Raw genomic sequence first — 23,084 nt, forward strand, 5'->3', positions numbered from 1 at the left:
GCCGTGTTTCCCCAAGCCGCTGCGCGGCGATCCCCGGGAACTTTCCTAGCCGCGAATTTTTGATTGGCCGGCGCGGGCCGTGGCGGATGTGATGTCCGATATCAGCCGCGCGCTTCTCATCTCTCCAGCCCATCTCTCCAAGGCTTTTAGAAAGGACTCATTCGCTCATGGCCACCATTGCAGACCAGATCGTCGAGACGCTTGAAATCGCGGGCGTGAAACGAATCTATGGCGTCGTCGGCGACAGCCTCAACGGGCTCACCGAATCGCTGCGCGTGCGCCAGACGATCGACTGGGTGCATGTCAGGCATGAGGAGGCCGCGGCCTTCGCGGCGTCGGGGGAGTCGCAGATCACGGGCAAGCTCGCGGTGTGTGCCGGCTCCTGCGGTCCCGGCAATCTGCATCTGATCAACGGTCTTTATGACGCGCAGCGCAGCCGCACGCCGGTGCTGGCAATCGCCGCGCACATTCCATCGAGCGAAATCGGCGGCGGCTATTTCCAGGAGACGCATCCGCAGAACCTGTTCCGCGAATGCAGCGTCTATTGCGAGCTGATCTCCGATCCCATGCAGATGCCGTTCGTGCTGGAAAACGCGATCCGCGCCGCAGCCGGCGAGCGCGGTGTCGCCGTGATTGTCATTCCCGGCGATGTCGCGTTGAAGGCTGCGCCGAAACGGGCGCTGCCGCCGGCTGTCGGCCTGGTGCCGCCGAAGCCGGTGGTGCGGCCAGCCGAGCCGGAGCTCGCTGCACTCGCGGCGCTGCTCAATGGCGCCGAGCGCGTGACCTTGTTCTGCGGCCGCGGCTGTGCCGGCGCGCATGCCGAACTGATGCAACTCGCCGAGACGCTGCAGAGCCCGATCGTGCATGCGCTCGGCGGCAAGGAGCATGTCGAATACGACAATCCCTACGATGTCGGCCTGACCGGCTTCATCGGCTTCTCCTCGGGCTATCATGCCATGCACAGCTGCGACACGCTGGTGATGCTCGGCACTGATTTTCCCTACAAGCAGTTCATCCCGAACGACATCAGAATCGCGCAGGTCGACATCCGGCCGGGCCAGCTCGGCCGCCGCGCCCGGCTCGATGTCGGCGTGGTCGGCGATGTCGGTGAGACCATCCGCGCGTTGCTGCCGAAGCTCACGGCCAAGTCCGATCGCCGTCACCTCGACGACAATCTCGCGCGCTACGCCTCGGCGCGAAAGGGCCTCGATGATCTCGCCGTCGGCACGCCCGGCCGCCGGCCGATCCATCCGCAATATCTGACACGGCTGATCAGCGAGACGGCGTCGGACGATGCCGTCTTCACCTTCGACGTCGGCATGCCGACGATCTGGGCCGCGCGCTACATCGCCATGAACGGCCGCCGCCGCCTGGTCGGCTCCTTGGTGCACGGCTCGATGGCCAATGCGATGTCGCAAGCGATCGGCATCCAGGCCGCGCAAGCGGGGCGGCAGGTGATCTCTTTGTCCGGCGATGGCGGCTTCGCGATGCTGATGGGCGATCTCATCACCCTGAAGCAGATGAAGCTGCCGGTGAAGGTCGTGATCTACAACAACGGCACGCTCGGTTTCGTTGCGCTGGAGATGAAGGCCTCCGGCTTCGTCGAGCACGGTACCGATCTGGAGAATCCGGATTTCGCCGCGATGGCGCAGGCCATGGGCATCCACGGCCGCCGCGTCGAGGATCCCGGCGAACTGCCGGGCGCGGTCGCCGACTGGCTCGCGCATGATGGCCCCGCGGTGCTCGACGTGGTCACCGCCCGGCAGGAGCTGTCGATGCCGCCGACCATTGGCCTCGAACAGGTCAAGGGCTTCAGCGTCTGGCTGATCCGCGCCGTCATGAGCGGCCGCGGCGACGAGGTGATCGATCTGGCGAAGGAGAATCTGCTGCCGCGGTGAGGGGCGGAGGTGAGCTGAGAGTACAGAGCGGAGCTGAGGGGTGAGGGCCATGTTGCGGTTGGACGCGCGCCCCGTGCCACGACCCCGGTGCACCTCTCCCGCTTGCGGGGGAGGGGGCGCTCCGCCGGTGTGGCGAGCGTCCCGATTCAAAACTGCAGTGACGCCGTCGTCCCTCATGGACCCGTCGCCGCTCTCCATGAGCACGCTGCTCATGGCCAATGTGCAGCGCCGGCTTCGGAGCCGGCGTCTCATGGTGAGGAGCGCCGCGCCCGGGTCGGTGGGCGTTCGCAGTCCCAAGCACGGCGCGTCTTGAACCATGCGGCCGAGATGGTGCGACAGGTATTTTGGGGAACATGGATGGTGCTGCCGGACAGGATTGAACTGTCGACCTCTCCCTTACCAAGGGAGTGCTCTACCACTGAGCTACGGCAGCAGAAGGGACTCGCGGGGATCAGGCCCGAAGGCCGCGCCCGAACGCGGGCGGTTCTTGCCACAAGGTCCCCGCGGGCGCAAGCGCGGCTCGCCCGGTTTTCGGGGAAAGACGCAGGGCGCCTTCGTCAAAATCGTGCTCAGGGCCCCGGATTCGGTTCGAAATGGCCTGTCTGGGCTACATTTTTCGGCTCGGCCGCCGAATTCACGGGCCGGCGGTGGCTGTCGCCGCAACTCCCCATTCGGGCAGGCGACGCCGGATGGCGCGGAACTTACCGTCTGCGCCGCATCGCCTCTTGGCTTTCGCGCCCGCCGCATCAATTGTGCCCCCACGTCAGGGACCGGAGGAGGGGATGACGGATCAGACCAGCAAGCCAATGCCGAAGGGATCGCGCGAGGAGCGGCTGAAGCAGGCGCTGCGCGAAAATCTGAAGCGGCGCAAGGCGCAGAGCCGCGAACGGAGCCAGATCCTGGCCGCGCCCGATGCCGGCCTGGACAAGGCCGGCGTGCGCGGCCCCGACGAATCGAAGCGTTGAGCCAAGTTTGAAGAGGGGTGCGTGATGCAGGCGGATGACGGGACGGCGGCCGAGGCGCAGCGGGTGGATCTGGCAAAGAGCTTTGCCCGATTCGAGCAGACTTTTCCGGAGCTGACGGCGCAGGAGATCGCCCGGCTGCGCGGCTTTGGCGAGATCCGTAACTATCGCGACGGCGAGTTGCTGTTCGAGACCGGCAAGCCTGGCCCCGGCATGTTCGTGATCCTCAGTGGTCATGTTGCCATCACCCAGCGCGACGGCCTCGGTCACGTCACGCCGGTGATCGACCAGGGGCCGGGGCAGTTTCTGGCCGAGATCGCCCAGCTCTCCGGCCGCGTCGCGCTGGTCGATGGCCAGGCGGAAGGCGATGTCGAGGTGATCCTGATTCCTCCCGACAAGCTGCGGGCGCTGCTGATCGCCGAAGCCGAGCTCGGCGAGCGCATCATGCGGGCGCTGATCCTGCGCCGGGTCAACCTGATCCAGGGTGGCGCCGGCGGTCCGGTGATGATCGGCTCGCCCCAATCCGCGGCGATCGCGCGGCTGCAGAGCTTTCTCACCCGCAACGGCTTTCCGAATCATCTGCTCGATCCCGCCGTCGATCACGATGCCGCCGACCTGATCGCGCGCTATTCGCCGACGCCGGCGGACCTGCCGCTGGTTGTCGTGTCCGATGGCAGCGTGCTGCGCAATCCGAGCGAGACCGAGCTCGCGCGCGCCATCGGCATGATCGGCGGTCCGCGTGGCGAGAAGATCTACGACGTCGCCGTCGTCGGCTGCGGGCCGGCGGGATTGGCCACTGCGGTGTATGGCGCCTCCGAAGGCCTGTCGGTCGCCGTGCTCGATTCGCGCGCCTTCGGCGGCCAGGCGGGCGCCAGCGCCCGCATCGAGAATTATTTCGGCTTTCCCACCGGCATCACCGGGCTCGCGCTGACCGCGCGCGCCTTTAACCAGGCGCAGAAATTTGGCGCCGAGATCATGATCCCGGTGTCGGTGACGGCGCTCGATTGCGAGCGCAAGAACGGCGCCTTCGTGCTGGCGCTCGAGGGCGGCGACGAGGTGCGGGCGCGCGCGGTCGTGGTCGCCAGCGGCGCGCGCTACCGGCGCCCGGATCTCGCCCGGATCAAGGAGTTCGAGGGCCGCGGCGTCTGGTATTGGGCCTCGCCGATCGAGGCGCGGCTGTGCGTGGGCCAGGAGGTCGCCCTGGTCGGCGGCGGCAACTCCGCGGGGCAGGCCGCGGTGTTTCTGTCTGGCCACGTGAAGAAAGTGCGGATGATCATCCGTGGCGGCGGGCTTGCCGCCTCGATGTCGCGCTATCTGATCGAGCGCATCGAGGCGACGCCGAACATCGAGCTCCTGTTCAATACCGAGGTGGTCGCGCTCGACGGTGGTCCGGATACGGGGCTGGAGCGCATCACCCTCAGGAGCCGGCTGTCGGGCGAAGACGCACCGGCCGAGATCCGCAACCTGTTTTTGTTCGTCGGCGCTGATCCAGCGACCGGCTGGCTCGGCGATTGCGGTGTCACGCTCGACCGCGCCGGCTTCGTCGTGACCGGCGCGCAGTCGGAGCAGAATGCGGGGCGGATGGTGTCGCCGCTGGAGACCTCGGTGCCCGGCGTCTATGCGGTCGGCGATGTCCGCTCCGGCTCGGTCAAGCGGGTCGGCGGCGCCATCGGCGAGGGCGCCCAGGTGGTGGCGGCGTTGCACGGTTTTCTCGCCGATCCGCTGGTGCCACCGGTGTGATTCGCTGCGGTCGATGGCACAGTCCGGGGGATGAATTCCCGGAGGCTGCCACCTGCCGTTGCGAACTCATCAAATCGCCGTAATGTCGGTCCTGTTGCGCCCATCTCAGCCAAATTTCCCGATCAGCCCAGCAGGATCAGCATGGATCGCATTCGCATCGTCGGCGGCAACCCGCTTCACGGCACCATCCCGATTTCGGGCGCGAAGAACGCCGCTCTGCCGCTGATGATCGCCGGTCTTCTGACGCCGGAAACGCTGATCCTCGACAACGTCCCCCGCCTCGCCGACGTTGCCCAGCTGCAGCGCATTCTCGGCAATCACGGCGTGGACATCATGGCCGTCGGCAAGCGCCCGGGCGACGGTCAGTACCAGGGCCAGACGCTGCAGATCTCGGCCGCCAATATCATCGACACCACCGCGCCGTACGAACTGGTGTCGCGGATGCGCGCCAGCTTCTGGGTGATCGCGCCGCTGCTGGCGCGGATGCACGAGGCGCGGGTGTCGCTGCCCGGCGGCTGTGCCATCGGCACGCGGCCGGTCGATCTCTTGATCATGGCGTTGGAAAAGCTCGGCGCCAGCATCGACATCGACGCCGGCTATGTCGTCGCCAAGGCACCGGGTGGGCTGCGCGGCGGTCGAATCGATTTCCCCAAGGTCACCGTCGGCGGTACCCATGTCGCGGTGATGGCCGCGGCGCTCGCCAAGGGGACGACCGTCATCACCAACGCGGCCTGCGAGCCGGAAATCACCGACCTCGCCGACTGCCTCAACAAGATGGGCGCGCGCATCAGCGGCGCCGGCACGCCCCGGATCGAGATCGAGGGTGTCAACGCTCTGCACGGCGCGCGGCATACGGTGCTGCCCGATCGCATCGAGGCCGGCACCTATGCGATCGCCACCGCGATGACCGGCGGCGACGTGCATCTCGCCGGCGCCCGGCCGGAGCTCCTGCAATCCGCTCTCGACGTGCTGATGGAAGCGGGCGCCGAGATTTCGAGCGATGCCGAGGGGATCCGCGTGGTCAGAAACGGCCATGGCATCCGCCCGGTGCAGGTCGCGACCGCGCCATTTCCCGGTTTTCCCACCGACCTGCAGGCCCAGCTGATGGCGCTGATGGTGCGGGCGCAGGGGGCGTCTGAAATCACCGAGACCATCTTCGAGAACCGTTTCATGCACGTCCAGGAACTCGCCCGCTTCGGCGCGCGTATCAGTCTGGATGGCGAGACCGCGCGGATCGAGGGCATCTCGACCCTGCGCGGCGCGCCGGTGATGGCGACCGACCTGCGCGCCTCGGTGTCGCTGGTCATCGCCGGGTTGGCGGCGGAAGGCGAAACCATGATCAACCGCGTCTACCATCTCGATCGCGGCTTCGAGCGGCTGGAAGACAAGCTGAAGGCCTGCGGCGCCACGATCGAGCGCATCCGCGAGTGAGGGCTGGGCCAAGAGGATGAGACCGTGACCGACCGGCTGAAACTGATCGCGCTCGATGCCGACGATCTCGCGGTGATCTCCGCGCATGTGCAGGACGCGCGGGTGCAGCCGGCCGACATCATCTGGCGCCAGGCCGAGAAGCGGCTGGTGATCGGCATGAACCGGCTCGACTGGGCCCAGGCGCTGCACGGCCAGAGCGAGCCGCGCCGCCTCCTGGCCGCGTTGCGCTTCGACCGCGTGCAGGCCTGCAAGTCGCGCCGGATCGACCTTGCCGCGCCCGAGACGGTGCTGGAGCTGATCGGCATCGAATTTCATATCGGTGCCGAGCCGCCGGCCGGCAGCGCCCTGCTGCTGTTCGCTCATGGCGGCGCGCTGCGACTCGATGTCGAATGCCTGGAATGCGAGCTGACCGATCTCGGCGAGGATGACCTCGGCACGTCAGACGGTCTCGACGACGTCCGCCGCTGACCGGGTAGGGCGGTTTCAAAGGGTTGACGGCCCCGCGCTGCCGCGCCATTGAGCAGGGGGTCGGGGGCAGCCACCCCTTCGGAAAGTGCCAGAGATGCCCATTCGCCTGTCCCGCGCTCACGCCGATTTCGACGCCCAGTTTCGGCAGTTTCTCGCCGCCAAGCGCGAGACCTCCGCCGACGTCGAAGCCGCCGCCCGCGCCATCGTCGATGACGTCGCCAAACGCGGCGACGCGGCGCTGCTCGAGGCGACCCGCAAGTTCGATCGGCTGGAGCTGACCGCGGCCTCGCTGCGCGTCACCGCGGACGAGATCGAGGCCGCGGTGACGGCCTGTGATGCTGCGACATTGGACGCGCTGAAATTCGCCCGCGACCGCATCGAAGCCTTCCATCTCAAGCAGCTGCCGCAGGACCAGCGCTTCACCGACGCCGCCGGGGTCGAACTCGGCTGGCGCTGGAGCGCGATCGAATCCGCCGGTCTTTATGTGCCCGGCGGCACCGCGGCCTATCCATCCTCGGTGCTGATGAACGCCATCCCCGCCAAGGTTGCCGGCGTCAGCCGGCTGGTGATGGTGGTGCCGGCGCCCGACGGCAAGCTCAATCCGCTGGTGCTCGCCGCCGCGCATCTCGGCGGCGTCTCCGAGATCTACCGCGTCGGCGGCGCCCAGGCGGTCGCCGCGCTGGCGCATGGCACCGCGACGATCGCCCCGGTCGTCAAGATCGTCGGGCCCGGCAATGCCTATGTCGCCGCCGCCAAGCGGCTGGTGTTCGGCAAGGTCGGCATCGACATGATCGCCGGCCCGTCCGAGGTGCTGGTCATCGCCGACGACAGCGGCAATGCCGACTGGATCGCCGCCGATCTCCTGGCCCAGGCCGAGCACGACGCCAGCGCGCAATCGATCCTGATCACCGACAGCCGCCGCCTGGCCGACGACGTCGCCCGCGCCGTCGAAGGCCAGCTCAAGACGCTGCCGCGCGCTCAGATCGCCGGCGCGTCCTGGGCCGATTTCGGCGCCATCATCGAGGTCGAGGATCTCGACCAGGCCGTGCCGTTGGCGGACGCCATCGCCGCCGAGCATCTGGAGATCATGACCAGGGATCCCGATGCCTTCGCCGCCCGGGTCCGCAATGCCGGTGCCATTTTCCTCGGCGCGCACACGCCGGAGGCGATCGGCGACTATGTCGGCGGCTCCAATCACGTGCTGCCGACCGCGCGCTCGGCGCGGTTCTCCTCGGGTCTCGGCGTGCTCGATTTCATGAAGCGCACGTCGCTGTTGAAATGCGGTCCGGAGCAGTTGCGCGCGCTGGGACCAGCAGCGATGACTCTGGGCAAGGCCGAGGGTCTCGACGCCCATTCACGCTCCGTGGGAATACGCCTCAATCTGCCATGACCCAGCACCCGCCAGGCGACGACCGGACCAATCGCATCGTGGCGGTGACGCTCGACGAGGAGTCGATCGGCCGCTCCGGTCCGGACATCGAGCATGAGCGGGCGATCGCGATCTATGACCTCGTCGAGGAGAACCTGTTCGCGCCCGAGGGCGCCGACGGCCAGGGCCCCTTCACCCTGCATCTCGGCATCACCGCCAACCGGCTGATGTTCGACATCCGCAAGGAGGACGGCACGCCGGTGGTGACGCATCTGCTGTCGCTGTCGCCGTTCCGGCGGATCGTGAAGGACTATTTCATGATCTGCGACAGCTACTACAACGCCATCCGCACCGCGACGCCCGACAAGATCGAGGCCATCGACATGGGCCGCCGCGGCATCCATGACGAGGGCTCGCGCACCTTGCAGGAGCGGCTCAAGGGCAAGGTGCGGGTCGATTTCGAGACCTCGCGCCGGCTGTTCACCCTGATCACGGTGCTGCACTGGAAGGGCGAGGGCCAGTGATGCGGCGGGCCGGCCGCCACGCGTCCAGCCGTTCGGCCAAGGGCGCCTAGACCCATGGCCGAGGTGCCGCCGCGCGCCCGCCAGCCGCAGGCGGTGCTGTTCGCCTGCGGCCAGAACAGCGTGCGCTCGCCGATGGCCGAGAGCCTCTTGCGCCAGATGTTCCCGCAGGCCGTCTATGTCCGCTCCGCCGGCGTCAAGAAGGGCGAGCTCGACCCGTTCGCGGTCTCCGTCATGGCCGAACTCGGCCAGGACATCTCGCAGCACAAGCCGACCACCTTCGAGGAGCTCGAGGACTGGGAAGGGCTGAACTTCGACCTCATCATCACCCTCTCGCCCGAGGCGCATCACAAGGCCCTGGAGCTGACCCGCACCATCGCCGCCGACGTCGAATATTGGCCGACGCCGGACCCGACCACCACCGACGGCAATCGCGCGCAGAAGCTCGCCGCCTATCGCGAGGTCTGCGACGGCCTGTTCGCGCGGATCCGCAAACGCTTCGCCAAGCCGGGACCGGCAGGCTTGTAGGGTCCCGGTTCCAGCACAGGTGTCATCGAACCGAAATACCAACGTCGTCTCCCGCTCAAACTGAGCTCGTAGAGCAGGCCGTCGCAGCCTTGTCGCACCCTGCGGGTTGTGGAATGGCAGCCCTTCCGATAGGTTCCGCGCGCCCGCCCCACAGCCTCCGAATCCCCTAGCGAAATCAGCATGCTCGGCCGTCCCAAAATCGTTCTTGCATCCGGTTCGCCGAGGCGTCTGGCGCTGCTCAACCAGGCCGGCATCGAGCCGGATGCGCTGCGTCCCGCCGATGTCGACGAGACGCCGAAGCGCGGCGAGCTGCCGCGCGCCTGCGCCAACCGCCTGGCGCGCGCCAAGGCCGATGCAGCGCTGAAATCCGTCCAGCTCGACGACGAACTGCGCGGCGCCTTCATCATTTCCGCCGACACCGTGGTTGCGGTCGGCCGCCGCATCCTGCCGAAGGCCAATCTGGTCGACGAGGCCTCGCAGTGCCTGCGGCTGCTGTCGGGGCGCAACCACCGCGTCTACACCGCGATCACCCTGGTGACCCCGAAGGAGGCGTTCCGCCAGCGGCTGGTCGAGACCCGCGTCCGCTTCAAGCGGCTCAGCGAGGACGACATCCAGGCCTATATCGGCTCCGGTGAATGGCGCGGGAAGGCCGGCGGCTATGCCGTGCAGGGCATCGCCGGCTCGTTCGTGGTGAAGATGGTCGGCTCCTACACCAACGTCGTCGGCCTGCCGCTCTACGAGACCACGACCCTGCTCGCCGGCGAGGGGTTCCCGATCCGCTTCGGCTGGCTCAACACGGTCGGCGTCTAGCCTCTCCCCAAGGGGGGGTGCATTGGCTGCCGTCACCGCCTAAATAGCCGCCGATGCCCGACGAATCGACCCGCTCCAAGACCGCCACCGCGAAGCCCCTCCGCCGCTGCCCGATCTGCAACCGGCCCGCCGCGGACGCGTCGCGCCCGTTCTGCTCGTCGCGCTGCCGCGACGTCGACCTCCATCGCTGGCTGAGCGGTTCCTATGTCATCCCGGCCACCGAGGGCGACGAGGATGACGTCGAATAGATCCGTATTTTCAAGATCTTGCGCCGGCACTGCCGGCTGACGGCCGCGCGCTTACGGCGCCGCTGCGCATCTGCAAAAGGAATGTGAAAACTTCCGCTCAGGGCGGTAGACAGCGCCGTCCGGTCCCACTATAACCCGCCGGCTCGCCGGGCTTTTTTGCCCTTCACGAGACCTGCCCAGGTAGCTCAGTTGGTAGAGCATGCGACTGAAAATCGCAGTGTCGGTGGTTCGATTCCGCCCCTGGGCACCACGCTTCGCCCTTCGGGCTACGCGTGGCGCAGCCGCGCCGTAGCCCGAAGGGCGAAGCGTGCCCGGCGTAGCGTCTTCGCGAAGCCGGGCGTTTGAGCCCCCCAAGTCTCGCTTGAGGCACGCTCTCTGATCTCCTGATCAACCCTGTCAAACAGCCCGCCGCTCGTCGCAGCCTTAGCCTTGTTGACGCCCATGCACCCGCAACCTCGCGGCCGATCAGCCCGAGCTCTGCTGCATGTGGGCGTCCTCATCAATGGAGAGGGCGCAGGGAAGGCCGAGTGCCGACTGGCACCCGCGGCCCCCGTGCGAAAGATAAGCACGGGGAAGGAACCACAGGCTCAGCCGGAAACAACCCGGCCTTCCCTGCGCGATGGTTTGAACGGCTGCTCCGCGCTCTCCCAGGGGACCGGGCTTGCTTGCCCCCGTCATCGGCATCGTCGCCGACCAAGACACCAGCGTCGGGGTGTCGGGACCACACGGCTTGACCGTCCGCACGACGACGTTCGTCCGCACCCCATTGAGGTGCTGCGTCGCCCCGCGGCCACCACTCCCCGCCGCAACGTCCCGTGACGATCGCGATACGCCCCTCTCAGTGCGGGCGGGATGGCCGGAAACGTGGAGGTGATTTGCTCGACGGCGCAAGGGGAATCAGCACGACGGGCAGTTTGTGCAGAGCTGAGATGCTCTGGCCGATGACAGGGGGCTAGTAGAATCAGCGCGAGCAACTCCGAGACATCGCCATTGTTTGACGAATGTATCATGGATTGATACATCATTGCGGATGATCAGAAGCTTCCGGGACAAGATCACCGAGGCTGTCTTCGACGGCGAGAACCCGAAGGGCTTTCCATCCGATCTGCTGAAAATGGCCCGCCGAAAGTTGCGCTACCTCAACGCTGCAGCTGGTCTCGGCGACTTGCGATCGCCGCCTGGCAACCGTCTGGAGGCGCTGACGGGAGATCGCCAGGGGCAGCATTCGACCCGCATCACCGATCAATTCCGGGTCTGCTTCATCTGGACGGCGGACGGCCCGGCGGACGTCGAGATCGTGGACCATCATAGAAAAGGCGCTGCGATGACGAAGAAGCTGAAGCCGATGCATCCCGGTGAGGTTCTGCGCGAGAAGTTTCTCATTCCGCTCGCGATGTCCGCTGGCGCGCTTGCCAAAGTGTGCGGGCTGCCGCGGACGCGGATCGAGCGGATCGCGAGCGAGCAGACCGGCGTCACCGCCGACACCGCGCTCCGGCTCGCCAAGGCGCTCGATACGACACCAGAGCTCTGGCTCAACCTGCAGACGGACTACGACGTCCAGGTCGCGAAACGCAGCCTCGGCAAGACGCTCGACCGGATCGAGACGGTGAACAAGCCACGGGCGGCGTGACCTGCCGCTGGTGCGCACCGGGTCCGGGTCGAGCCGTCAAAGAGTTTTTTGCACTGGACTGCACTAAATTACGCTCATCAGTGAGCGCGAAGAAGCGTGTGTTGTTATCATCTTCGCGCAATCGGATAGGCGACCGAGACGCATTGCACGCCGCGATCGGCGTGATGGATGACGCCGTCGCGCTGCGGCTTGCGGGGCTCGATTGCCTTGTCCAATGCGAGAACGGTGCGGCGGACCCGTAATCCTCGGCATGGGTCGCATGGACTGCACCGGTTGCGGCGTGTTGGCAGAGCTAACGCGAAAGTTCTTGTCTGCTGCACTGCCTGCTACGGAAGAAGAGCATTCAACATGACGGTGCGTGTCTTGCGATCTTGAAGTCAGCCTCGAATGATCATGATCGGATGTGGCGGGATCAGCAGCTTAGCGCAGGACTTCCCGCACGGTGGTTCTGGCCAGCCGATGCAGGCGACGGCTGAGCGGAGGGCGTTCGCTGTATTTCTCGCAGAAGTAATAGCAGTGGACGCTATCACACGGTTCTGCTCGATCCTCGCGCCAAAACGTGCCGTCCAAGAGATTGCCATAGGCGCGGGAATTGCCGCACCTGAAGACATCTCCGTTCGGTTCGATCTTAAAGAAAAGCCGGCCGGCTCCGCATCGCAAGCCATCATAGTTGGGAGTCCCGTGGAGCATGCGGTCGTCGCCGAACATGTCGACGGTTGGGCGTTCGTCACGGTCCTTCAGTGCTGGTGCATAGAAGGCGCGCGCTGCTTCATTATAATGCCTGAAAGTCCGTCGCTCGGTTGACGTGTAGGCGCCTGGATACGACTTTCCCTCGTGGTGTCCTCGCAGCACTTTCGGAATCGGAAACATTCCGATCGGTGCAAGCAGATCGATCGCTTCTTCGAATCGCGCCAGGGCCTCGGGCGTGGCGACCAGCGACGACATGATCTGAAAGCCGGCTTCTTTCAGATTTTCAACGTTGTCCAAATAGGGCTTCAATCCGTTCTTGCGCTCGCGTTCGGCAAGATGAAATCCCGCATTGATGAAGCTGACGCGGCGCGGCGAGATCCTCCTCGCGAAATCCTGCCACGATTTGTATGTCATGTTCGAGTTGATGGAGAGCAGATGTCGACCGGTCAATCGCGCGCAGAGATCAACGAAGTCAGGATAGACGCTCGGCTCGCCGCCCGTCATATGGAGGAGCCAGGTGAGTCCGGAGCGGTCGAACGCGTGCTGCCAGGCTTCGTTCGAGGCCGCCGGCTTGATCTTTTCCCCGAGCGTGTCGTTGTCAAAAAAGCAATAAGGGCAACGATAATTGCAGGTGTTCAAGAGCTGCCAGTCGGCCTCAACGTCATATTTCATCGTTGTTCCCCGCTCAGACAGTTGTAACTCTACCCCACGCTGCTCCTCTCCATCTAGTGATATGATAGCTAGATGCGCGCTCGTCCCCTGACGGCCGCGTTGTCGACTGACGCGGGCCACAGCAGCCAAAGACAGCCGCCAATCTGGTCTCGACGGTATCGCCTGGCCGGCGGTTTGAATAGCGGCATGCATTTGGACCACGCTGCCACCGTGGCCTCAGCCCCTCGCGTCCGCCAGGCGGCCGCGTCCCAGCCGACGTCCGATCAGGCGGCGCGGGCGGACAAGGCTTGGGCCTCGGCGGCGGCGCGCTGCATGCTCGAGGACATCTCGCTCGTCACCGTGCTCTGCTCCTCGACCGCCGCGGCCGTCGAAGTGACATACTCGCTGACATTGACGATCGCCTGCTTGATCGAGCCGAGTGCGGTGACGACGTCGCCGGAGATGCCGTTCAGGCTCTCGATTTCGTCGCCGATCTTGTCGGTCGCCCGCTTGGCCTGATTGGCGAGGTTCTTGACCTCGGAGGCGACGACGGCAAAGCCGCGACCGGCCTCGCCGGCGCGGGCTGATTCGATTGTCGCGTTGAGCGCCAACAGGTTGATCTGGCCGGTGATGCCGTTGATCAGCTCGACAATTCCGCTCATCGCCTGGGCGGCCTCCGACAGGCGCTGGGCCTGTGCGTCGGCCGTGGCCACGCGGTCCACGGCGCTCATCGCCGTGTCGCGGGATTTGGTCATCGCCTCGGAAATCTCGCGCACGGAGGCGTTGAGCTCCTCGGCGCCGGCGGCGACCGATTCCATCATCGCGCGGACGCGCTCGTTGCCCATGCGGACCAGCACCTGCGGCGTGACGTCGGTGGCGTATTTGACGACCTTGAACGGCTTGCCGTTGAGGTCGAGGATCGGATTGTAGGAGGCCTGGATGTAAACCTCGCGGCCGCCTTTGCCGATCCTCTTGTATTCGGCGGACTGATATTGTCCGCAGTTCAGGCCAGCCCAGAACGCGCGATAGTCGTCGCTGTCCCGTTCCTGCGGCTCGACGAACAGGCTGTGGTGCTTGCCCTGGATCTCCGCAAGGCCATAGCCCACCGCCGCCAGGAAGTTGTCGTTCGCGGTGATGATCGTGCCGTCCATGTTGAACTCGATCACGGCCTGCGACTTTTCAATGGCGTCGATCTGGCCGGCAAGATCGGCATTCCGCAGCTTCTGTGCGGTTACGTCGCTGGCGAACTTGACCACGCCGAACGGCCGGCCCTTGTCGTCGAGCACGGGATTATAGGATGCCAGGATCCAGACCTCCTTGCCGCCCTTGCCGATGCGCTTGTATTCGCCGCTCTGGTATTCGCCGCGCCCGAGCGCGGCCCAGAACTCCTGGTAGGCCGGCGTGTCGCGCACGGCCGCCTCGACGAACAGGCTGTGATGCTTGCCCTGGATCTCCGCAAGGCGATAGCCGAGACTATCGAGAAAGTTCTGGTTGGCCTGGATGATCGTGCCGTCGAGATCGAATTCGATGATGGCCTGCGCCCGGTCGATGGCGGCGAGCTTCGAGGAGTCCGTCATGGCCCGCAGCTTCTTCTGGGTGATGTCGGTCGCGTATTTGACGACCTTGACCGGCCGTCCCGAACTGTCGATGACCGGATTGTAGGACGCCTCGATCCAGATGTCGCGCTCGCCTTTGGCGACGCGCTTGAACTCGGCGGCGTGGAATTCGCCTCGGTTCAGCGATGTCCAGAACTCCCGATAGGCGGCATGGTCGCGTTCTGCGGGGGCGACAAACATCGAATGGTGTTGGCCCGCGATCTCGGCAAGCTCATAGCCCACCGCATCGAGGAAATTGCGGTTGGCGGTGATGATCGTGCCGTCGAGCTTGAACTCGATCACGGCCATTGCACGGCTCAGGGCTGCGAGCTGGGCTTCGGCGGCGGAAGTGGTCTTCGAGCGGAACACGATGGCATCTCCATGTGACAAAGCCCGCATCGAGACCTCTGCTCGATCTGCGCTGACTTCGGATCTCAGTTGATGGGGGGGAAGGGCGGCGCCGTTGCCGAAGGCGGGCCTTGACGAGCCGATCAAGCGTCGATCGATCAGGCCTCATGGAACCGACGGGCGGACTCTTCACGCGAGTCGTTTCGGGATCACTAAGGCGATTGAAGGATTGTCGATGTTACGTATTTCTACGTGAGATGATGTGCATCATACGAACGACCTGTTGTTTCTCCGATGTTCGCCCGATGCGATCGCACATGAACTTTGAGCTCGGGCTTCATTAGAGCCGCTGCGGCGATCCTGCGCGAGCCTCTGACTGAGTGCTCGAGACGGGACTGATTGTGCGTCAAGGTCCAAGACCCGCGCGACGAGGAAGACCACTTGCGATGTGAGCGCGCCGGACCGATCTCCCCGGCGCCGCCATGTTCGTCTCCTCCGGGGGACCAAGGCTCCAGGCAGGCAACGCCCTCGCTGCAGCCGTGACAGCGCCTTTGACTCTGGGTTGCGGAAGTGCTGATCTGCTCGTGTCGGGAAAGCGACGCAAGCCAATCACGCGCGACCCAGGGAGGCGATGATGAACGGCAACAGCAATAAGCTCGTGGCGGAGGCGATCGGCACCTTCTGGCTGACATTCGGCGGTTGCGGCAGCGCGGTGATCGCGGCCGGGGTGCCGGATGTCGGGATCGGCATGCTCGGCGTGGCGCTTGCGTTCGGGCTCACCGTGGTCACCATGGCCTATGCCATCGGGCACATCTCGGGCTGTCATCTCAATCCGGCTGTCACCGTGGGGCTCGCCTGCGGCGGGCGGTTCCCGACCGGGCTGATCCTGCCCTACGTCATCGCGCAGGTGATCGGCGCCGTCGTCGGCGCGGCCGTGCTGTATGCGATCGCCAGCGGCGCGCCGGACTTCAGCCTCGCCGGCGGCTTTGCCGCCAACGGCTATGCCGAGCATTCGCCCGGCAAATACGGCTTAGGGGCCTGCCTGCTCAGCGAGTTCGTGCTGACGATGATGTTCCTGTTCGTGATCATGGGGGCGACCCATGGCAAGGCGCCGGTCGGATTTGCGCCGCTGGCGATCGGGCTCGCGCTGACGCTCATTCATCTCATCAGCATCCACGTCACCAACACCTCGGTGAATCCGGCGCGCAGCACCGGGCCGGCGCTGTTCGTCGGCGGCTGGGCGCTGGCGCAGCTCTGGCTGTTCTGGGTGGCGCCGCTGCTCGGCGGCGCCGCGGGCGGCTTCATCTATCGCTGGCTGAGCCGGGAGCCGGCGGCCGAGGTGACCGGGCAGACCGTGATCCCGAAACGCGCCTAGGGACATCTCCTCTCGCCGGCGGATCGGGCCATGGCTCCGCGGCGCCAGGATGCTCATGGTGCGAATGAGATCATCCGAGGCGCGCGCCCTGGCGTTCAGGACCGATGGAGGAGGCCGCAATGTTCGTCGACTTGCCCGGCTATTGGCCGCATGAACCGAAGCCGGAACCGCCGAAGCGGCGGCTGTCGGTCGGCGGGGAGAGGCTGCTGCTGGCTCTGATCGGCCTCAACATGATGCTGCTGGTCGTGGCGCCGGTCGGCGGCGTCACGTTGATCCACTGGCTGGTGGCCGTGCTGTCGCGTTGATGATGAGTGAAGCATTTGCCCCTGCGTCAGGTCCGTACGGCTCCTGCGTGGGACGACGCCTTCAACTGCCGCAGGCCAACGCATTTGAGGACGAGGCGTGGCAGCGCCGGTTCCGACCTGGCTCCTCATAGCCCGGATGAGCGCCAGCCGACGCCGCTTCGGCGTCGGCGATAGCGACATCCGGGTCCACCGGCGACAGCGCGTGAGAACCCGGATGTCGCGTCCGCCTCCGCCCTCCGGGCTTCGCGCATCCGGGCTGCGAGTCTGTCTTTTTGGAGATGTCACGGCATGCGGCGATAGATCTGCAGATAGTTGGTCGAGGGCCGGCCGCCGATGCGCCAGCGCATCGTCAGCGGGTTGAGCTCGACGGCCACCGTCTCGAGCGGACTGAAGCGATGCGGCGCGAGCAGCGCTTCCAGCTCGGCCGGCTTGACGAAGCGGCGCCAATCATGCGTGCCGCGCGGCAGCCAGCCCAGGATATATTCGGCGCCGATGATCGCCTTCACGAACGAGGTCAGCGTGCGGTTCAAGGTGCCGATCACGAGGATGCCGCCGGGCCGCACCAGCTCGGCGACATGCCCGACGAAGCGGCCGAGATCGGCGACATGCTCGACCACTTCGAGCGTCAGCACGATGTCGGCGCGCTCGCCTTCCGCGACGAGGTCCTCCGGCAGCGCGTGACGATAGGCGACGAGTGCGCTCTGCCGGCGCGCATGATCGGCCGCCACGAGCACGTTGCGCTCCGACGCGTCGATGCCGAGCGTGTCCGCGCCGAGCCGCGACAAGGGCTCGGTGACGATGCCGGCCCCGCAGCCGACGTCGATGATTTCCAGGCCAGCCAGCGGCAGGTTGGCCGCGGCATCGCGGCCGACCAGCGCCGGCAGGCGATCGCAGAGATAGCTCACGCGCGCGGCGTTGAAGGCGTGCACCAGCTTGAACGCGCCGTCCGGCTTCCACCATTCCTCGGCCAGGCGAGAGAACCGCGCGATCTCCGCCGGATCGACGGTCGAGGGACCTTCGGCGGTCGCAGCGAAGGCGGGCTTCACGGCATCCTTGTAGAGCATCGTCGTCGTCCTTTCTCCGCTGCGGTCCTCATTGCGCGAGACGCAGCAGCACGCCGCCGCTCAGCACGATATGGACCAAGGTGAGCACGACCGAGGCGCCGTGAAGGCGGGCAAAGCGGCGCTTTTCGCCATGATCTGTGGCGCGGTTGATCGCGGGTATCAGGATCTGCCGCGCCAGCACGGCGGTGAGCGCGACCGCGACCAGGGCGCCGCCCGCGAGCTCGTCGCCGGCGAGCGCCGTCACGCCGGCGGCGGCGGCCGTCACGATGACGAACAGATAGAAATGCGGGAAGGCGCGGCGGATCACCGCGCGGGTCGTGTCGGCGGGCAGCGCGCTGAACAGGAACGGCGCGAAGCCGAACGCGAACAGGGTCATGCCGCCGAACAGCAGCGCGGTGACGAGCAATGCGGCGGCGTTCATCATGGCGTGGGCTCTCCGCGCGCCGGCCAGCGCGGCAGGATATAAGGAACGCGCGCGCGATAGGCCTGGAAGCGCGCGCCGTAGATCTGCGTGAAACGCCGTTCCTTCAGCCGCGGCGCGAGCAGGCAATAGGCCGTCAGCACCAGCGCGACCGCGAGCTGGTCAGGCGTCCACACCGGCACCGTCCACAGCGACAGCGCAAAGGCCAGATAGATCGGCTGGCGGATGATCGCGAACAGGCCGCGCTCGGGCATGTCGGGAAAGCGCGGCGGCCGGTCGGCCGCCAGCGACAGCCAGCCGAGCGCGCCGGATTGCACCTCGACGCCGGCATCCCAGCTCGCCTTGATCAGCAGCAGCCAGCTGGTCGCGTAAGCGAGGCACAGCGCCACGAAGGCGCCGCCTTGGGCGCGCCACCAGACGATGCCGCTCGGCGTCCACAGCGCAAACAGGCACAGCAGCTGCAGCGCGGCGATGACGGCATAATGCGTGGTGGCGAGCGTCGCGCCATGCTGTCCCAGGCGCGCCAGCCAGCGGCGGCCCGGTCCGAGCAGCAGCGAATGGACGAGCGGAAATTGCAGCAGCAGCGCGGTGTTTGCGACGATCGCCCACGGCCACGGCACGCGGCCGAAGCTCTCGCTCATGCCGAAGAACATCGCGCCGATCATCGCCAGCACGGCCAGCGCAAACAGCGCGTGGCAGACGAGGCCGGTCAGGACGGCCGTCGCAATCCGACCTGCGCCCGGTGGCGCGGCCCGTGCGGATCGCAGCAGCGCCGTGAGGCGGGTCAAGTGGGAGAGATCGGCCGGGTTGCTCACATCTTGGCTACGCGGCGCGTCGGGCGTCGGATTTCAGCTGGCCATCACGGATGCGTGAGGGCGGGGCGGTCATGCCTCGGCGCGGCTGCTCGTCGGTTTCGGAGCGGACATCTAGACCTTCATGTCGACGACGATGCGGCTCATCTCGTCGCTCGCCTTCAGCACGCGCGCATTGGCGGCGAAGCTGTATTTGGCGACCAGCTGGCTGATCATCTCCTGGGCGAGATCGACATTGGGTGCGGCGACGAGGCCATCCTTGTTGGCGAACGGCGCCGATGGCTCGTAGCTCGCCGACGTGCCCTGGCTCGCTCTGGTGATGGTGGTCTGGGTGCCGCCGCCGGCGACGTCGCTCTGCACCAGCTCGAGCGGGTCATAGGCCTTCGGCGCGCCCGCCGGCAGCTTGCCATTCGCATCCGGCAGCGCGCCCGTGCTCCTGGCATTGGCGACGTTGGAGGCCGACACTTCGAGCCGGCGCGTGGCCGCGTTCATGCCGGAGACTGCGTTGGAAGCGATCGGGCTCATGATGCTTGCTGCTGATGATGCCTCCTCACCTAAGCCCGGGGCCCCTCAAGCAAGCGTCAAGCCAGACGGTCAGACTTGATCGAGTTCCGAAAGGTCTTGTTCACTATCCACCGCGCTCAGGGCGAGCGATGCGGGGAGAGCTGCAGCAGCCGCAGCGCGCCGGGGACGTCGTTCGGGGACGAGACGAGCGCATAGTCTCCGCGCGCGGCGCCGACGCCGCCGGTGACGACGACGGCCCGCTTCGGACACAGGCCGAAGCAGCTCGTCATCACCACGCGCGGCGGCTTGCCGCCGGCCGAGGCGGCGTGTCCGGCCGCGCGCTTGATGGCCGTCTTGATGTCCTTCGCATCGTCGCTGCGCTTGAGGCATTTGCGGCAGACGAACACGGGGGCGGGGCGGCGGGGTTTGACGAGAGCGGGGGAAGCCATGGCTCTGCAGCTAGGGCGTCGCATGCGCGCCGGCATCCCTCATGAATGCGCGGCCGGTGTGCGGCTGGCGGGGTTCCGCGCCGACCGCGTCAGCGCGGGCTGAGCCGGGCCAGCGCCCAGCGCACCGACAGGCCGATGCCGACCGCCGGTAGCACGATGGCGGCGCCGGCGAGCGCGGCGAACAGTAATTCGAGCGGCCAGAGATTGTGCGAGGTCGGGTCGGTCGCCGTGTCCTTGGCGATGGAGACGCCGACGATGATCGGGACGGCGAGCAGCATCGCCTGGACGATGCGCCGGACCGGCGCCATGTCGATCAGGACCAGGACGAGCGACAGAAACGCGAGCAGCAGCGCGCCGGGCAGGACGGCGAACTGCCCCCTGTTGAGCTCGGCAGAGGACAGCCGCCAATAGGGAAGGCCGGCCGCCAGCACGACACCGGCAAGCGCAAGGAGCAACCCGAGAACGTCGACGATCTTCATGGCGAGAAGCCTGACAGCCGGACGTTAAGGAGCCCTCACCCAGCGTAACCCTCGAGCTATTGCTCACCGACGGGGCATATGATCTGGTCTGGCGGTGATCGTCGGCGTCGCCTGGGGATGGCCTGAGCGGCCGGTTCCGGACGGCGTGACGGCCATGTCATAGTGACGGACGATCCAGGTCACGCGCGTTCAGGCGTGTGACGGATAGAAAAAAGGAGACGGTGCGGGGTCATGGCGGCGAGCGACAGCGACAAATCCCGGCTCGACGATGCCGCCCGCGCCGGCTGGCTGTATTTCATTGCCGGCCATACCCAGGACGAGATCGCGCGGATGCTGCAGGTGTCGCGCGCCTCGGCGCAGCGGCTGGTGTCGCTGTGCCTCGCCGAGCGGCTGATCACCTTCCGGCTCGAGCATCCCATCGCCTCCTGCATGGCGCTCGCGGGCCGCCTCAAAGATCGCTTCGCGCTGGTGCATTGCGAGGTGGTGCCGACCGATCCGGCCGCGCCATCGGGCGCCGCCGGCATCGCCGAGCGCTGCGCCAACCTGCTGGAAACCACGTTGCGGACCGAGACGCCGGTGATCATCGCGCTCGGCACCGGCCGGGCGGTGCGTGCCGCTGTCGAGCGCGTCACGCCGATCGACCGGCCGGAGCACCAGATCGTGTCGCTGGTCGGCAATATCCTCGCCGACGGCTCGGCCAGCTTCTTCGATACCGTCGGCCGGCTCGCCGACCGCACCGGCGCGCGGCATTATCCGATGCCGCTGCCGTTCCTGATGGGGTCGGAAGAGGAGCGTGACCGCATGGTCCGGCTCGATGCCATCGGCAAGGTCAAGGCGGTCGCGGATCAGGCCGACCTCAAGCTGGTCGGGATCGGCCAGATGGACCAGAAGGCGCAGATGCATGTCGACGGCTTCGTCACCCGCGACGAGCTCACCGAGATGATGCGGCTTGGCGCGATCGGCGAGATCACCGGCTGGGCCTATGATGCCAAGGGCAAGCTGATCGATGGCGGCACCAACCGCCGGCTCACCAGCATTCCGCCGGAGGTCCCCGCGCGCGCGATGACGATCGCGGCGGCGGTCGGGCCGGGCAAGATTCCGGCGATCCGGGCAGCGCTGGTCGGGCGGCTGATCAACGGCCTGATCACGGACGAGGCCACGGCCCGCGCCATCCTGGATGAGTGAGACCGGCCCCGGGAGCTGACCCGCCGGGCGATCCGATGGCCGGATCGCCGCGCCGATCACGCTGTTTTTCAATTCCTGATCATCGATCTGCTGCAGCGCGCAACCTGTGGGCGCCGGGCCATGCTTGACAAAGTCTGACCAGTGTTGTGAACATCAGCTCAGCCCGTGAGCATATGTTCAAAAGACACGGGAAGGGAGGACACCGTGAAGACCATCTTCACCCGGACGCGCACGCTCGCCGCCCTGATGGGCGCCGCCACGCTGCTGACCACCGCGCCCGCATGGGCCGAGACGACCCTGACCATCGCCACCGTCAACAATGGCGACATGATCCGGATGCAGGGCCTGACCGGCGAGTTCACCAAGGCCAATCCCGACATCCAGGTGAAATGGGTGACCTTGGAAGAGAACGTGCTGCGCCAGCGCGTCACCACCGACATCGCCACCAAGGGTGGCCAGTTCGACATCCTCACCATCGGCACCTATGAGGTGCCGATCTGGGCCAAGAAGAACTGGCTGGTGCCGCTCGACAAGCTCGGCGCCGATTATGACGCCAACGACATCCTGCCGAAGATCAAGGACGCGGTGTCCGTCGACGGCAAGCTCTACGCCGCGCCATTCTATGGCGAGAGCTCGATGGTGATGTACCGGACCGATCTGTTCGACAAGGCCGGGCTGAAGATGCCGGAGAGCCCGACCTGGGACTTCGTCATCGACGCCGCCAAGAAGCTGACCGACAAGCCGGGCGGCGTGTTCGGCATCTGCCTGCGCGGCAAGGCCGGCTGGGGCGAGAACATGGCGTTCCTGACCGCGATGTCGAATTCGTTCGGCGCGCGCTGGTTCGACGAGAAATGGCAGCCGCAGTTCAACACCCCGGAATGGAAGAAGACGCTGACCACCTATGTCGATCTGATGAAGGACGCAGGACCTCCCGGCGCCAGCTCCAACGGCTTCAACGAGAACCTCGCGCTGTTTAACTCCGGCAAATGCGCGATGTGGATCGACGCCACCGTGGCGGCGTCGTTCGTGACCAATCCCAAGGAATCCAAGGTCGCCGACAAGGTCGGCTTCGCGCTGGCGCCGAACACTGGCCTCGGCAAGAACGCCAACTGGCTGTGGGCCTGGAATCTCGCGATTCCCGCCGGCTCGAAGAAGACGGACGCCGCCGAGAAGTTCATCGCCTGGGCGACGAGCAAGGACTACACCAAGCTGGTGGCGTCGAAGGACGGCTGGGCCAACGTGCCGCCGGGCACCCGGACCTCGCTCTACAAGAACGAGGACTATCTCAAAGTCGCCCCGTTCGCGAAGATCACCCTGGCCTCGATCGATGCGGCCGATCCGAGCCATCCGACGGTGAAGCCGGTGCCTTATGTCGGCGTGCAATACGCCGCCATCCCTGAATTCCAGGGCATCGGCACCGCGGTCGGCCAGCAGTTCTCCGCGGCGCTCGCCGGCTCGATGACGGTCGATGCGGCGCTCGCAGCGGCGCAGTCCTCCACTGAACGCGAGATGAAGCGCGCCGGCTACATCAAGTAGGCGCGTCACGGCATCAGCTCGACCTGAAACTCCTCCCGAGCTGATCACTGGCGGCCATCCCTCCC

At 66.4% G+C, this 23,084-nt stretch carries 23 protein-coding genes, 2 tRNA genes and 1 pseudogene; 17 read left to right on the top strand and 9 right to left on the bottom strand.

The window, feature by feature from the left end:
* Positions 1–167 precede the first annotated feature (167 nt).
* Positions 168–1,898, top strand: coding sequence for a ubiquinone-dependent pyruvate dehydrogenase (poxB, locus tag BBTA_RS04195; protein WP_012041200.1), 1,731 nt, complete (start codon positions 168–170; stop codon positions 1,896–1,898).
* A gap of 358 nt (positions 1,899–2,256) precedes the next feature.
* On the opposite strand, the gene BBTA_RS04200 is transcribed toward poxB, so the two are convergent.
* Positions 2,257–2,331 (bottom strand) — tRNA-Thr (locus BBTA_RS04200).
* A 349-nt stretch (positions 2,332–2,680) separates the two neighbouring features.
* Here BBTA_RS04200 and BBTA_RS04205 point away from each other — a divergent pair.
* The 12 genes and pseudogenes from BBTA_RS04205 to BBTA_RS41210 all read left to right on the top strand — a co-directional run bounded on the left by BBTA_RS04205 (position 2,681) and on the right by BBTA_RS41210 (position 11,605).
* Positions 2,681–2,863 carry a hypothetical protein gene (locus BBTA_RS04205; RefSeq protein ID WP_012041201.1) on the top strand — a complete coding sequence of 61 codons (183 nt, stop codon included), beginning with the start codon at positions 2,681–2,683 and terminating at the stop codon, positions 2,861–2,863.
* Positions 2,864–2,887: 24 nt separating this feature from the next.
* Positions 2,888–4,600, top strand: a complete 1,713-nt coding sequence (locus tag BBTA_RS04210) for an FAD-dependent oxidoreductase (protein ID WP_012041202.1) — start codon at positions 2,888–2,890, stop codon at positions 4,598–4,600.
* Between the two features lie 141 nt (positions 4,601–4,741).
* The gene (gene murA / locus BBTA_RS04215; RefSeq protein ID WP_012041203.1) at positions 4,742–6,031 is read left to right on the top strand and encodes a UDP-N-acetylglucosamine 1-carboxyvinyltransferase; all 1,290 of its coding nucleotides are present in this window, start codon (positions 4,742–4,744) and stop codon (positions 6,029–6,031) included.
* Between the two features lie 24 nt (positions 6,032–6,055).
* Positions 6,056–6,499 (top strand): DUF2948 family protein, encoded by a 444-nt coding sequence (locus BBTA_RS04220; RefSeq protein WP_012041204.1) that lies wholly within the window; start codon positions 6,056–6,058, stop codon positions 6,497–6,499.
* A gap of 94 nt (positions 6,500–6,593) precedes the next feature.
* Positions 6,594–7,889 (top strand): histidinol dehydrogenase, encoded by a 1,296-nt coding sequence (hisD, locus tag BBTA_RS04225; RefSeq protein ID WP_012041205.1) that lies wholly within the window; start codon positions 6,594–6,596, stop codon positions 7,887–7,889.
* Positions 7,886–8,392, top strand: a complete 507-nt coding sequence (locus tag BBTA_RS04230; protein WP_008962298.1) for a UPF0262 family protein — start codon at positions 7,886–7,888, stop codon at positions 8,390–8,392. Before hisD ends, BBTA_RS04230 begins: the two co-directional genes overlap by 4 nt.
* Before the next feature lie 54 nt (positions 8,393–8,446).
* Positions 8,447–8,917: a low molecular weight phosphatase family protein gene (locus BBTA_RS04235; RefSeq protein ID WP_012041206.1), complete on the top strand. Its 471-nt coding sequence runs from the start codon at positions 8,447–8,449 to the stop codon at positions 8,915–8,917.
* A 180-nt stretch (positions 8,918–9,097) separates the two neighbouring features.
* Positions 9,098–9,727 carry a Maf-like protein gene (locus BBTA_RS04240; RefSeq protein ID WP_006613056.1) on the top strand — a complete coding sequence of 210 codons (630 nt, stop codon included), beginning with the start codon at positions 9,098–9,100 and terminating at the stop codon, positions 9,725–9,727.
* 53 nt (positions 9,728–9,780) lie between these two features.
* Positions 9,781–9,975 carry a DNA gyrase inhibitor YacG gene (gene yacG, locus BBTA_RS04245; protein ID WP_012041207.1) on the top strand — a complete coding sequence of 65 codons (195 nt, stop codon included), beginning with the start codon at positions 9,781–9,783 and terminating at the stop codon, positions 9,973–9,975.
* A gap of 174 nt (positions 9,976–10,149) precedes the next feature.
* A tRNA-Phe gene (locus BBTA_RS04250) sits at positions 10,150–10,225 on the top strand.
* A 780-nt stretch (positions 10,226–11,005) separates the two neighbouring features.
* A pseudogene (locus BBTA_RS41205) lies at positions 11,006–11,272 on the top strand (type II toxin-antitoxin system RelE/ParE family toxin); the annotation flags it as partial.
* A gap of 27 nt (positions 11,273–11,299) precedes the next feature.
* Complete coding sequence (locus BBTA_RS41210) at positions 11,300–11,605, top strand: HigA family addiction module antitoxin (protein WP_244424454.1); 306 nt, start codon at positions 11,300–11,302, stop codon at positions 11,603–11,605.
* Positions 11,606–12,025: 420 nt separating this feature from the next.
* Here BBTA_RS41210 and BBTA_RS04260 read toward each other — a convergent pair whose 3' ends face one another.
* Complete coding sequence (locus BBTA_RS04260) at positions 12,026–12,967, bottom strand: radical SAM protein (protein WP_168167861.1); 942 nt, start codon at positions 12,965–12,967, stop codon at positions 12,026–12,028.
* A 263-nt stretch (positions 12,968–13,230) separates the two neighbouring features.
* Entirely contained in the window at positions 13,231–14,850 is a 1,620-nt protein-coding gene (locus BBTA_RS04265; protein WP_371260200.1) for a PAS domain-containing protein, read from the bottom strand.
* A 673-nt stretch (positions 14,851–15,523) separates the two neighbouring features.
* On the opposite strand from BBTA_RS04265, the gene aqpZ reads away from it, so the two are divergent.
* The gene (aqpZ, locus tag BBTA_RS04270) at positions 15,524–16,264 is read left to right on the top strand and encodes an aquaporin Z (protein ID WP_041751218.1); all 741 of its coding nucleotides are present in this window, start codon (positions 15,524–15,526) and stop codon (positions 16,262–16,264) included.
* A gap of 119 nt (positions 16,265–16,383) precedes the next feature.
* Complete coding sequence (locus BBTA_RS04275; RefSeq protein ID WP_012041212.1) at positions 16,384–16,569, top strand: hypothetical protein; 186 nt, start codon at positions 16,384–16,386, stop codon at positions 16,567–16,569.
* Positions 16,570–16,850: 281 nt separating this feature from the next.
* Here BBTA_RS04275 and ubiG read toward each other — a convergent pair whose 3' ends face one another.
* From ubiG to BBTA_RS04305, 6 genes are all read right to left on the bottom strand, one after another.
* Positions 16,851–17,633, bottom strand: coding sequence for a bifunctional 2-polyprenyl-6-hydroxyphenol methylase/3-demethylubiquinol 3-O-methyltransferase UbiG (ubiG, locus tag BBTA_RS04280; protein ID WP_012041213.1), 783 nt, complete (start codon positions 17,631–17,633; stop codon positions 16,851–16,853).
* Positions 17,634–17,661: 28 nt separating this feature from the next.
* Positions 17,662–18,057, bottom strand: a complete 396-nt coding sequence (locus BBTA_RS04285; protein WP_012041214.1) for a DUF4149 domain-containing protein — start codon at positions 18,055–18,057, stop codon at positions 17,662–17,664.
* A complete protein-coding gene (locus tag BBTA_RS04290; protein WP_244424324.1) occupies positions 18,054–18,842 on the bottom strand; it encodes an isoprenylcysteine carboxylmethyltransferase family protein in 789 nt (262 codons plus the stop codon). The genes BBTA_RS04285 and BBTA_RS04290 overlap by 4 nt, the downstream gene beginning before the upstream one ends.
* Before the next feature lie 138 nt (positions 18,843–18,980).
* Entirely contained in the window at positions 18,981–19,391 is a 411-nt protein-coding gene (locus BBTA_RS04295) for a flagellar basal body rod protein FlgC (protein WP_041750318.1), read from the bottom strand.
* Between the two features lie 116 nt (positions 19,392–19,507).
* Positions 19,508–19,819 carry a hypothetical protein gene (locus tag BBTA_RS04300; RefSeq protein ID WP_041750319.1) on the bottom strand — a complete coding sequence of 104 codons (312 nt, stop codon included), beginning with the start codon at positions 19,817–19,819 and terminating at the stop codon, positions 19,508–19,510.
* Positions 19,820–19,908: 89 nt separating this feature from the next.
* Positions 19,909–20,298, bottom strand: coding sequence for a hypothetical protein (locus BBTA_RS04305; RefSeq protein WP_012041218.1), 390 nt, complete (start codon positions 20,296–20,298; stop codon positions 19,909–19,911).
* Positions 20,299–20,529: 231 nt separating this feature from the next.
* On the opposite strand from BBTA_RS04305, the gene BBTA_RS04310 reads away from it, so the two are divergent.
* On the top strand, positions 20,530–21,483 hold the full coding sequence (locus BBTA_RS04310; RefSeq protein WP_012041219.1) for a sugar-binding transcriptional regulator: 954 nt from the start codon (positions 20,530–20,532) through the stop codon (positions 21,481–21,483).
* 246 nt (positions 21,484–21,729) lie between these two features.
* Entirely contained in the window at positions 21,730–23,019 is a 1,290-nt protein-coding gene (locus tag BBTA_RS04315; RefSeq protein WP_049795467.1) for a sugar ABC transporter substrate-binding protein, read from the top strand.
* Positions 23,020–23,084 lie beyond the last annotated feature (65 nt).

It is taken from the genome of Bradyrhizobium sp. BTAi1 (assembly GCF_000015165.1).
Classification (GTDB): domain Bacteria; phylum Pseudomonadota; class Alphaproteobacteria; order Rhizobiales; family Xanthobacteraceae; genus Bradyrhizobium; species Bradyrhizobium denitrificans.